10 protein-coding genes are annotated in these 11,585 nt (G+C 46.8%); 5 read left to right on the top strand and 5 right to left on the bottom strand.

Features of this window, described 5'->3' with window-relative positions; all coding sequences use genetic code 11:
• Positions 1-50 precede the first annotated feature (50 nt).
• A complete protein-coding gene (locus AM1_RS19055; RefSeq protein WP_012164529.1) occupies positions 51-644 on the top strand; it encodes a phycobiliprotein lyase in 594 nt (197 codons plus the stop codon).
• A gap of 5 nt (positions 645-649) precedes the next feature.
• On the opposite strand, the gene nblS is transcribed toward AM1_RS19055, so the two are convergent.
• Complete coding sequence (nblS, locus tag AM1_RS19050) at positions 650-2,539, bottom strand: two-component system sensor histidine kinase NblS (protein ID WP_049783841.1); 1,890 nt, start codon at positions 2,537-2,539, stop codon at positions 650-652.
• A gap of 128 nt (positions 2,540-2,667) precedes the next feature.
• On the opposite strand from nblS, the gene AM1_RS19045 reads away from it, so the two are divergent.
• From AM1_RS19045 to AM1_RS19035, 3 genes are all read left to right on the top strand, one after another.
• Complete coding sequence (locus AM1_RS19045) at positions 2,668-2,814, top strand: hypothetical protein (protein WP_012164527.1); 147 nt, start codon at positions 2,668-2,670, stop codon at positions 2,812-2,814.
• Between the two features lie 24 nt (positions 2,815-2,838).
• Positions 2,839-3,660: a SirB1 family protein gene (locus tag AM1_RS19040; protein ID WP_012164526.1), complete on the top strand. Its 822-nt coding sequence runs from the start codon at positions 2,839-2,841 to the stop codon at positions 3,658-3,660.
• Between the two features lie 100 nt (positions 3,661-3,760).
• Positions 3,761-4,096 carry an ArsR/SmtB family transcription factor gene (locus AM1_RS19035; protein ID WP_010480540.1) on the top strand — a complete coding sequence of 112 codons (336 nt, stop codon included), beginning with the start codon at positions 3,761-3,763 and terminating at the stop codon, positions 4,094-4,096.
• Positions 4,097-4,388: 292 nt separating this feature from the next.
• On the opposite strand, the gene AM1_RS19030 is transcribed toward AM1_RS19035, so the two are convergent.
• Positions 4,389-6,449 carry a vWA domain-containing protein gene (locus AM1_RS19030; RefSeq protein WP_012164525.1) on the bottom strand — a complete coding sequence of 687 codons (2,061 nt, stop codon included), beginning with the start codon at positions 6,447-6,449 and terminating at the stop codon, positions 4,389-4,391.
• Between the two features lie 864 nt (positions 6,450-7,313).
• Here AM1_RS19030 and AM1_RS19025 point away from each other — a divergent pair.
• A complete protein-coding gene (locus AM1_RS19025; RefSeq protein ID WP_012164523.1) occupies positions 7,314-8,681 on the top strand; it encodes a CAP domain-containing protein in 1,368 nt (455 codons plus the stop codon).
• Between the two features lie 173 nt (positions 8,682-8,854).
• Here the strand turns inward: AM1_RS19025 and AM1_RS39870 are convergent.
• From AM1_RS39870 to AM1_RS19010, 3 genes are all read right to left on the bottom strand, one after another.
• Positions 8,855-9,972, bottom strand: a protein-coding gene (locus AM1_RS39870; RefSeq protein ID WP_148215772.1) for an IS630-like element ISAcma35 family transposase whose coding sequence is annotated in 2 segments (ribosomal slippage) — positions 8,855-9,558 and positions 9,558-9,972 — 1,119 coding nt in all. Because the reading frame shifts where the segments join, the coding sequence is not laid out codon by codon here.
• A 77-nt stretch (positions 9,973-10,049) separates the two neighbouring features.
• Positions 10,050-10,190 (bottom strand): hypothetical protein, encoded by a 141-nt coding sequence (locus tag AM1_RS42225; RefSeq protein ID WP_012164521.1) that lies wholly within the window; start codon positions 10,188-10,190, stop codon positions 10,050-10,052.
• Positions 10,191-10,195: 5 nt separating this feature from the next.
• Positions 10,196-11,068 carry an IS630 family transposase gene (locus tag AM1_RS19010; protein ID WP_041660006.1) on the bottom strand — a complete coding sequence of 291 codons (873 nt, stop codon included), beginning with the start codon at positions 11,066-11,068 and terminating at the stop codon, positions 10,196-10,198.
• Between the last annotated feature and the right edge of the window lie 517 nt (positions 11,069-11,585).

Below are 11,585 nucleotides of genomic sequence, written 5' to 3'. Positions count from 1 at the left end.
CCACCCCATGGATTGACCGAATGCCCCCACTCGATTGAGCAAGCGCTAACATGAATGCCCTAGAATTTTTCCAACTCAGCGAAGGCCGGTGGCGGTCCCATCGCATTACCCACCATTTGCTCCTTCGCCGGTCCGAGTCGGGAAATACAGAAATCGAGGTCCAGGTCTTAGCCCCAGATGACCCCAAAGTCATTGAAATTTGCCAGTTACATCATGCTCAACCCCACTTAGCCATCGGCGGGTGTTTTGTGCAGTGGCGAGGTGCAATGGCCTGGGATCAGGAGGAGAACGACTCCCATCGGGGGTCAACGGTATTTGTTTTAGTCCCCCATGAAGGTAGTAATAACGCCGGTCAGTTATTGCGGGAGCGGGGGTATGCTGAGAGCGTTCCCGTCGTGGGGCAGTATCAGGTGGATGCGCAAAATGGCCTCGTTTTAACCACCGAATATGACACTATGAGTTCTCAAGAGCGGTTTTGGTTTGCCAATCCCAACTTGCGACTGCGCACCACGACGGTCAAAAGCTTTGGTGGATTTAATACTACCTCTTTTTGTGCAGAGTCAAAGCTAGTCAGTGATCAGATGGCCACTACTCCCCCACCTGAAACACCCCCGCACCCTAATCATTCTTGGCTAGGGTGGTAAGTGAGCTAGGCTTGGGCCGGCATTTCTAAAGAGTCTGCTTCATCAGCCGCACGCTTGGCTAAATCGTCACGATAGACGTTGAGGTCAAACCAGAAGGTCGTCCCAACCCCTGACTCGCTGATTAAATTGACGCTTGCGTGATGCTTGTCCAGGATATTCCTGACAATCGAGAGTCCTAAACCTGTACCTTCCAAGGTATGGACTCGATTCTCAACTCGGTAAAACCGATCGAAAATAGCCGCTTGATCATCCGGCTCAATGCCAATCCCGGTATCCGCAACCTCTACCCGCACTTGATTCGTATGTTCTGCTAAGGGATAAGCTCGAATCATCACCTTTCCACCCTTAAGCGTAAATTTCAAGGCATTCCCAATTAAGTTGGTGAGGACTTGCAGGAGCAAATCATAATTACCCCAGATGGGCGAGAGATTTGCCTGGATATCGTGGCTCAACTCGATCCCTTGATCGCGAGCCGTCAGTTGATAGGTTCTCAGAGTTTGCTCTACGGGCTGGAGCAGATCAACCGCTTCAAAACGATATTGCTTGCCCGACTCCAGTCGTGATAGATCGAGCACATCATTCACGAGGCGAGTCAAGCGATCCGTTTCACGATTCGCTGTATCCAAAAACTCTTGGCGATCTTCGGCACTCAAGTCATCGCCATAGTCATGGAGGGTTTCGATAAAGGATTTGATATTGAATAAAGGCGTTCTCAGCTCATGGGAGATATTGCTAATAAATTGGCTCTTTGCTTCATTGAGTTCCACTTCTCGAGTAATGTCCTGAACCGTCATGGCGATTCCTTTGACCTTCTCCCGTTGCTGATCCAGAACCGTTGTCAGCAAGATACGCACCGTGCGGGGGGTGGGTCCAGTCAGGGTAATTCGAAATTCACTGCCTTCCTGCCCCGCTGCGCTCTGATAGAGGGGACGGGTCAACTCAATTTGTACAGGCTCTGGTAAATGGTTGAGAACATTTTTACTGACGACTTCGCTATCCCAGTTAAATAAGCGTCGAGCTGTGGGGTTCGCCAAAATCACTGCTAAATCTGTATCCAGCAGCACCGCTCCATCGGCAATGGTAGAGACTAGGGTTTCTAGCTTGGCTTTCTGGGCTGTCAGTTCCTCAATATTTTGCTCCTGATAGCGCTCTAGCCGCTCTGCCATATCGTTGAAGCTGAAGATCAGTTCCCCTAACTCTCCGCCAAACGGGAGGTCAACGCGTTTTTTGAAGTTGCCGGAGGCAATGGTTTTCACACCCACCACCAACTCTTTAATCGGGTTGGTAATGATTAGAGCATTAAATACAGCCCCCAGGATCACCATCACCCAAATGGTGATAAATACAGCAATAGTGACATCGCGGGTTAAATGGGAGGAAGTTACTGCCGTGGGGTTGGGATTGATGCCAATGGCCAACACGCCCAAGTATTGTTCATCCTGCAATAGAGGGACAAATACATCCGTCACTTCACCGTCAGGGGTTGAATGCTCCCGCACCATCACCGATCCAGCAGTCGGCATAAAGTTCTCTGGCAATTGCATCAACCGCCGCAAGGTCAAGGAACTATTGACCTGGGTTTCAGAATAGGGGATGCCGTAATAGATACTGCCTTCTTCATCGGCATAAATCATGTAGCGAATGCTAGAGGTGCGGCTATAAAACTCCCGCGATAGTTTGGCCAAATCTCCATAATTATGGTCTGCTACCAACGGAGCCACATTGGATGATAAGAGTAACCCTAAGTCCCGGCCAAATCGATTGTCCTGCAGGCGAGCATCTTGCTGAATGCTATTCACAGCCCAAAATGTCAGGGAACTCATCAGCAAGGACACCACAAGGGTTGCAGCGACCATAAGCCGAGTTTGGATATTGGAGTCGGCCCACCAACTCACAATAATTTTTCTGAATCTTTCAAACAAGAGCTGAATCAAAACAGAACCTAAATGGACTTAAACAGTTAAGGCACATTCCTCAGAGCGTTTATGTGGAGGGTATTCATTCCTATATTGGTGCTATTGGAATGATGATCCCATATATTTTATTTTGGCATGATCTTCAACATCCCTGGCGAATAGCTGAACCGAGATCGATGATTGAAGACGGTGTTGGGGATTTATATCTGCCAGAAATTCCAGTAGAAATTCGCAAATTGACCTATTTGCAATAATTACGAGGTAACATCGTGAATACGATGAAGTTCTCGGCTCCTCGTCAACAGCTCTATCATTTGCTCCGTCAATCGTCTGAGCCAGATTTGGCTGCGGCTGCACTTTATATTGCTCAGGAAGAGTATCCCGCTTTAGCGGTTGATGAATATCTCAATGCCCTGGACACGATGGCGGGAGAAGTCGAAGAACGACTGCCTGCTGATCCATACCCTTTAAAAGTCCTGCAAACCCTGAATCGTTATCTATACGAGGATCTTGGCTTTACGGGCAACAGTCAACATTACTACGATCCCCGCAATAGCTTCCTCAATGATGTCTTGGATCGGCGGTTAGGCATTCCTATTACCCTATCGTTGGTTTATATTGAAATTGCCCGCCGGATCAACTTCCCGATGGAAGGGATTAACTTTCCAGGGCATTTTCTTGTTCGCCCTACTCGGGATGACATGAATATTTTTGTGGATCCTTTCTATCAGGGAGAGATTTTGTTTGAGCAGGATTGCCGCGATCGCATCACCCAAGTTTTTGGGCATCCGATGGAGATGAGACCTGAATTCTTTCAGGTGGTTAGTCCCCAGCAGTTTCTGGTGCGGCTACTGAACAATCTGAAACAAATCTATCTCAATGAAAACCATCTGGAAAAATGCCTCAGCACATCAGAGCAGATTCTGCTCGTTGATCCGAAGTGTTATAGTGAGCTGCGAGATCGGGGTATCTTGTACTATCATGTAGGCCGTTGGTCCGAAGCCCGACAAGATTTACAAGATTTTTTAGCCCAAAACCCTTCTCCTGAACATATTTCTTTGGTTCATAAGTTGCTTAACCAAATGAGTGATTTTCCCTAACATGGCGAAGAGTCTTTTACAATAGGTATTGTTTCTTACTTCACGAATCGATTCCCATTTTTCGGATATAAACGATTCACCTAACCTCTGACCTCCTCTGATGCAACACGTTTGTTCTACCTCTCCTGAACTAGTTTTCGCTGGTTTCCATGCCCTCGCTGACCCTCTCCGTACCCACGTTTTAGAGCTTTTACGCCACCGAGAACTCTGTGTGGGTGAGTTATGCGAGTCTTTAGATATCAACCAGTCCAAGCTCTCATTCCATTTAAAAGTCCTCAAAGACGCGGAATTGGTCCATACCCGCCATGAAGGGCGCTGGATTTACTACAGTCTAAATTTGGCTCAGTTCGTCGTCCTGGAGCAGTACTTGGCTGAATATCGCCGCAACTCAGAAATTATGCCCCCTCGAATGTACGCGTCTCCCACTACGTCGTAGATAGATCATTCCCTGCAATCCGTTAATCCAAACGTGGGACTCAATTCTGCGTCACCTATGGTCACGTCAACTCACAATATGCTTCAACTTCAGTGACTGACTGCTCTTCAATCTATTTACCCACTCTCTAAACAATCTCTTCACCTTCAGTGATATCTTCAATAATCAGCATTTCTATTGAGGGATACGCCTTCTGCAGGTACTCGCAACACATGTTTCTTGTCGAGTCCATACGCACAACCCGTTCGCGCTAAAACTTGGGAGTCTAGTCAAACGGGTTGCGGGAAGAACGTTAGGGAGATAATTGAGCTTTTGGCTTTTCAGTTCGGGCTTTGGCTTGCTGCAAGGTTTGACTGCGTTCTACCAGCTGCATAAAGGCCATGCGATAACCTTGAGGATCTTTCCCTTTGGCCTGGTCTGCGAGGTCCAGAACTTGGTTAAAGGTAGCTTTACCTTTGTAGTCTGAATCTCTTAAAACCATTCCGTACATGGCAACGGCGGCGGAGAATTTGAGGTTGTCAGTCGCAGATTGAATCGAGCGGTTTTTATCTGCGATCGCAGTACTGATCAGCTGGCTCTTACTGCCCGTGGGCTGCTTGTACCGTAACTTCAGGTTCATCAGATCTGAACTATTGCTGCTGGCAGTCGGCTTTTGGAACTTCAGCGGATCAATATCAGGAAGCTCGACATCACTTTTCACGCCAGTGGGTATCACCTCGTAGAGAGCCGTAATGGTATGTCCAGAGCCTATTTCACCCGCATCCTTCCGATCATCATTGAAATCCTGATCGCGCAGCAAGCGATTTTCATAGCCAATCAGGCGATAGGCCTGGACTTTTCCCGGGTTAAATTCCACCTGAATTTTGACGTCTTTGGCAATGGTGAATAGGGTTCCTCGCAAGTCATTGACGAGCACTTTCTGAGCTTCTAGGAGGGTATCGATATAGGCATAGTTCCCATTGCCTTTGTTCGCTAACAGCTCCATTTTGTTGTCTTTATAATTGCCCGTGCCATAGCCTAAGACCGTGAGAAATACTCCTCGATCTCGCTTTTGCTCGATCAGACGCTCTAATTCAGCATCGCTGGATTGGCCGACATTAAAGTCGCCATCCGTCGCTAAGATCACTCGATTATTGCCATTCTTGAGAAAGTGGCGTTCGGCCATATCATAGGCCATCTTAATGCCAGCTGCCCCTGCAGTGGATCCACCGGCCTCTAGCCGATCGATGGCGTTCATAATCGTGGCTTTTTGGGTGCCTGGTGTCGACGGTAAAACAATGCCAGCCCGCCCGGCATACACCACTAAGCTGACCCGATCTTCAGGCTTCAGCTGATGAACCAGTAAGCAAAGGGACTTCTTGACCAGGGCCAGCTTGTTGGGGCGTTTCATGGACCCCGACACGTCAATCAGAAACACCAAATTGCTGGGCTGTTCTTTTTCTAGCTCCTTGCCTTTGAGGCCGATATGTACGAGCTTATGCTGGTTATTCCAAGGGGCAGTCGCCACCTCAGTACTGACGGAGAAAGGCTGATCGCCTTTGGGAGAGGCATAGCCGTAGTCGAAGTAGTTAATCAGTTCTTCGAGACGCACGGCATCTTTGGGTGGGAGTTGACCTTGGCGGATAAAGCGTCGCACATTGCTATAGGAGGCCGTATCCACATCAATGGAAAAGGTGGACAGGGGGGTGCGCTGAGGTAAGAAAAACGGATTCTCATTGATGCGCTTGTAGTCTTCGGTGTTGAATGTCCCAGGTAGATGAAGGCGATCCTTGTCCTGGAATCTAGGTTCAGGTGCAGGGGGCGCAAGGCCAGCGGGGGGCGCAACCGACTTCATCCGACCACTTTGGTCACGGCTGAATTGGGATTGAGCAGCGGTTTCCGCCGGGGCAGGCTGTGCTTTCGTAAGGGCCGGTGGCAGACCGGTTGGTCGTGGACGTCGAGGTGAGATCCCAAATCGACGATTGCTAGGTTTACGACGTTGACGGACCTGACTCAGCTCTGTTGCATAGTCTTGCTGTAGGCGTTTGAGCAGAGCTGCATCTACAGAACTCAAAGATTTATCCTGTAAACGCTCTAAACTACGAGTAAGCTGGGCCAAACTTTGAGCAAACTCAGCACGGGATAGCCCTAACTCAATTTCGACCGGCGTGCGCCCCAGATACTGTTCATACAGATTGCGCAATACCTCGACATCTTTATGGGCGGGCAGCAGCAGCGACTCAGAATTGCAACCCTTGATTCTGGTTTGGGGTTGCGATTTCGCTTGGGCAATATTGAGTGGTTGGCAAGCACTCATCGTCATCAGTAAGGCGGCGGATAGTGCACCAGACCGCTGCCAATTAAACTGCTTCATTGCATCCTTCTCCTCAATTCCAAGGGTTTCCAGCACAAGGCTGGAGTGACTTCATCCTAATCGCTGAAGTTAGGATGAACTATCTCGTTTCCAAAATTGAAATGGCTGAGGATACCACTGTCTAACGTTGAAGTGCAAAAGACCTGCGACTCCTCGTCTGGGATGCTACAACTACCAATCCCAGAGTGAAACAGAACGAGCTATTTCATGATGTTTGGTCAAGGCCTTAGTGGATTCTGCCAGCTGGCCTAATATTCATCGAATTTAGTTTTGAAGATATCTCAACACCCTATATCTCTCCAGACCTAGTATGGGATTCGTTGGAAGCCTTCATAAACTACAAATCTTCAGACATAGAGTTAGGTTCGTAGTTCCAACCTTGGTTGGGTCCTATTAGTTCAGATCTGAATCCTATTGATTTTTGCTCTATTGATATCAGGATATTTATAAGTTGTGTCAGATATCCAAGAAGATTGAGTTTTTATTGAGATATACTATTTTAACAGCCTAGCGAATATTGACACTTTACCTTCAGTCAATTAAAAACAGAATATTCTTTTGATTAGATCTATCCTGGATTTCAGCAAGCACACAATCTTAATACTGGGAAGCACTTCAAATATCATATTTTCATCTAATTCTAATGTTATACTCAGCCTGTAAATCCTTTAAATACTGAATTCAAAAGAAGATTGCATCTATTGACTCAGCAATATTTTTTAATCAAAAAAATACAATAAACCAACATAAATTATTTATTTTATACAGAAAATAGCGTATTTAAAAGTTAATTAAGCTCGTGATTCACCGCATCTTCACATAGTAGTAATAGCTTGTCAATATTGACTAATTAAACAGAACAACATGGCGATCTTAAATCGAGACAAATTTGACCAGAAGATTTTGAGTCTGGTTAATCAGGAACGATCTAAAGCCGGGTTGAATACCTTATCTTTAAGTCAGAAATTAGATCAAGCAGCGGATGGGCACTCTACCCGCATGGCGACGGGTGATTTCTTCAGTCATACCGATCCGCAAACAGGAACGAGTGCAGGAGATCGGATTGAGGCTGCTGGATATACAGGATGGTCTACATGGGGTGAAAATATTGCTGCAGGGCAGACTACGCCTGAAGCTGTCTTTCAAGGATGGATGCGCAGTTCAGGACATCGAGCGAATATCCTCAACTCAAGCTTTACCCATATGGGGCTGGGGTACCACGCTTTGAATAACGATACGGGAAGCGTAAATTATTCTCATTATTGGACCCAAGTCTTTGGTGCGGGCGCTAATCCAGGCAACTATGTTGCGCAAACAGATGGTCAAACCAATCCTCAGGCAAACAGCCCACCTTCTACAAATACTGCTACCGCAGGCAATGATTTACTCAACGGGACGAATAAACCCGATAAGATAGCGGGTTTGGCAGGAAATGACACCATCAAAGGGGCCAATGGGGCTGATACTTTATCTGGAGGGAACGGTTCCGATTCTATCTACGGCCAAGCCGGAAATGATCTCCTCAATGGCGGGGAGGGCAATGATCGGCTGAAAGGGGAATCAGGAAACGATCTGATTAGAGGGGGAAGCGGAAACGATTATTTAGAAGGAGGAGCAGGCAAGGATCGGCTGTTTGGAGAGATTGGCAAGGATCGGCTTCGAGGGGGAAGTAACCGAGATACGCTTGATGGCGCTCAAGGTAACGACTCTCTTTATGGCGATGGTGATAATGATCGGCTGCTCGGTAGAGATGGTAATGATCGGCTATATGGAGGCTCTGGTCGCGATAAATTGGTCGGTCATAAAGGGAATGACACAATGTTTGGCGGCCTGGGCAATGACTCCCTTTATGGAGGAAATGGTCGTGATGTCTTGACTGGTATAGCAACCACTTCAAGTACTTCTAAATCTCAGATAGATAGACTCAAGGGCGGCCCTGGTGGCGATTTGTATATTCTAGGCAACCAATCTCAATCGTTTTATGATGACGGCAGAAATAACACCCTTGGTAAGGGAGATTACGCCCATATTGAGGGATTTAAGGTTGCTGAAGGGGATCGCATCCTTTTGCATGGGTCTGCCAGTGAGTATAGTTTGGGTTCATCACCAACCGGCACTCCTTCTGGACAGGCTATTTTCCTTAAAACACCTGGCACTGATGAACTTATTGCGGTAGTCAGTGGATCAAGTAACCTGAATTTGAGCGGGTCAGGCTTTAATTACACTTCATGATTTGAAGCTATTGGATAAGGAATCAAGCTTGATGGCAAATTGAGCGTCAAGCTTGATTGTTGACACCTTCTGCGACTAGATACCCCAATTTGGGTTAAGAAGCCATCAAGGTATTGGTATCGCAGTCTATCTGTCTTATTGCGGATGATACCGCTAGTGCTTTGCCACAGTGATTATGACAGGGTAGTTTGGGGATAGAGTCGGCTGAGTTTAGTTCGTGCATCATCCACTGTAAATAACCAATTAACCATCGCTTTATCCCAGTTACGCCTTTGTTCCCATGCGGTGACCTCATGCCGGAGTTTTTCAATATCAGGAATTCGTCGATTTAAGCACTGCCTAGAAAGAGCCGAAAACTCAAACTCAACCATATTGAGCCAACTACCATGTTTTGGAGTGTAGTGAAACTGAATGCGACTGAGAATCCTCAAAGCTTCATCAGGTTTGAAGGTTTTGTAGAGTGCAGCGGGAGTATGGGTGTTGAGATTGTCTAAGACAACGTGCACTTGTTGAGCATCAGGAAACAGACCATCCACTAGATACTGCATGCACACCCCAAAGTCCTCACTTTTTCGATGCTCAGTCACCTTCAAATGTCGCCAACTTTTGAGCGGTTGAAAAAAGCCAAATATATTACAAGTGCCCTTCCGCTCGTATTCATGGTCGTAGCGTTGAGGACGACCGGGCTTCGATGGACGGGGCACCCGGGTTTCGCCAATCAGTTGGCAAGGCCGTTCATCAAAACAAACAACAGGCTCATCAGGATCGTAGGGTTGGGCATACCAATCTAGAACGTTCTCCATCCGCCAAACAAAGTCTACGCCTACAGTAGAAAAACACCACTGCTCTTTTAGCCAAGGCTTAAGCTGTTTTTTTCGAGCGTACGTCGCACAGTTTCATCCGATAGGCTTTCGACGACTTTAAGTTCAACCAGCCGTTCTGCCAATAGCTGCATGGTCCACCGGCAACAACCGGTTGGTGGGTCGCTACAAGCTGTCGCAATTAGCAAGGCCTCTGCTTTGCTATCGAGCTTCTTTTGCCCTCCTGGTCTGGGACGCTCATTGAGGGCAAATTCCACACCACCTTCAACAAATTTCTGGCGAGTACGATGCACGGTAGAGATGCCTGCATTGAGCATTTGAGTAATGGTATCGTCTTTGTGTCCCTCATCTGCCAACATCAAAATCTGGGCTCGTTTCATTTTTCGCGCTGACAGGGTTCTACGTCGGGTGAGTTGTATCAGCTCACTGCGTTCTTCAGGCGTTAGCGTCACAATATATTTGTCAGGCATGATTAGTTGGCTAAAAACAGCTAGATTGTTGCTAGCTTACCTATCCAATTCAGTGTGGTCGAGCACTAGTTTTATTGTCAGAAAATTATTTCGGCTAGTTTCAAGGCAAACGAATGGCTAGCTTGAGAATCCTGAATATAATTTTCCAAGGCTTCAATCAGTTTTTCAGGATTATCCTCTTTAGATTGTTGCAAAGTTTGTTCTATAGCAGTCGCCATTCTATTCAGGACGTCAGATGCAGGACATGTTCCATTGCTTCTCTGAGAGACCCAAAATGGTCTAATTGATGGCGGATGCGACTTTTAATCCAAGACCAAGACCGCTCAATCTTGTTCAAGTCAGGGGAATAAGGCGGTAAATACCAAACCTCACATCCTGCTTTTTCCACTAATTCCTGTATTCGTCCTGCCTTGTGAAATGTGGCATTATCAATCACCAGCTTCTGCCCAGGTTTAAGCATAGGTATCAAGCAACGCTCCAACCAAACTTCAAATACCGTCCGGTTGCAAGCTCCTTCGATTGTGAACGGCGCCATCAACTGCTTGGCCCTCAACGCCGCAATCATATTGACTCGACCCTTTCTAGTGCCAGATTTCAAGGCATAAACCCGCTCACCTTTGGGGCCATAAGCATAGTCATACTCGTCTCGATGATCCATGCCCGACTCATCTGCATAGACGATATCGTCTGGGTCCACGGTACTCAGACGTTTGATGAACGCTGCCCGTTTATGCTCATCTCGTTCTCGGTACCCATACGTTTTTTTTCGAGTAAAGCCGATGTTCTGGAGGGCTCTTGAGATGGTCCGCTCACTAATCTCTCCATCCCATAGTTGGGCCATCTGAGCTTGGGTTTTATGCCGATGCTTGTAAGCAAATGCTCGAAACTTGTCCCAGTCTTTGATTTTATGGCTATGGTCAGGACAATGGACTGGCTTGGGATGCAAATCACCTGTTTCCGCCTTGAGGTGTTGCCATTGGTTAATCGTGTTACGCCTGATATGGAACAGTTCACTCGCTTCAGAAGGGCGCATTCCATCAAGCTCAATCGCATCTATCACTTTGCAACGTAGGTCGTAACTATAAATTTTGGGCATCACAGAACAGAAGGAATGAAATACTTCTCTAGTTTAAGTCCTTCTTAATATGGCGACTGCTATACAACAATCTCAACCATTGGACCGATATGAAAGGCCAATTCTACTTTGCATTGAGCGATGAATTTATCATCAATGGGAGTAGGAAATGGCTGATGAGCTTTTTCCCTTTCACTAGGAATGAATGGCTCAGAGTGAATTTCTTGAGTAGATGAATGGGTGGAAGGGGATTGAACTGAAAGAGAGGGCTTAGCATTCTTGGGAATGAAGTGTTGCCAAGCCATGAAATAAGTGGGAAATTCAATCAGGATATATTGTCGTCTCTTTTCAATGGCCTACTCACAGAACTCTATGGCCGTTTGACATAGCGATTTTCTAAACGATGGGCCAGGTTTGAGCCACTTACCTTTGATTTCTAGTGACGAAGATTGATCGTGTAGCAAACCTCTCTTTTCTAAATCAACCGATTGAATAATGGGCACCTCGTTCTCCGTGAACTATATAATTCAGAATAAGG

This window comes from Acaryochloris marina MBIC11017 (assembly GCF_000018105.1).
In the GTDB taxonomy this organism is placed as follows: Bacteria; Cyanobacteriota; Cyanobacteriia; order Thermosynechococcales; family Thermosynechococcaceae; genus Acaryochloris; species Acaryochloris marina.
Note: the sequence above shows the minus strand (reverse complement) of the source record. Positions and strands in the feature narration are given on the sequence as shown.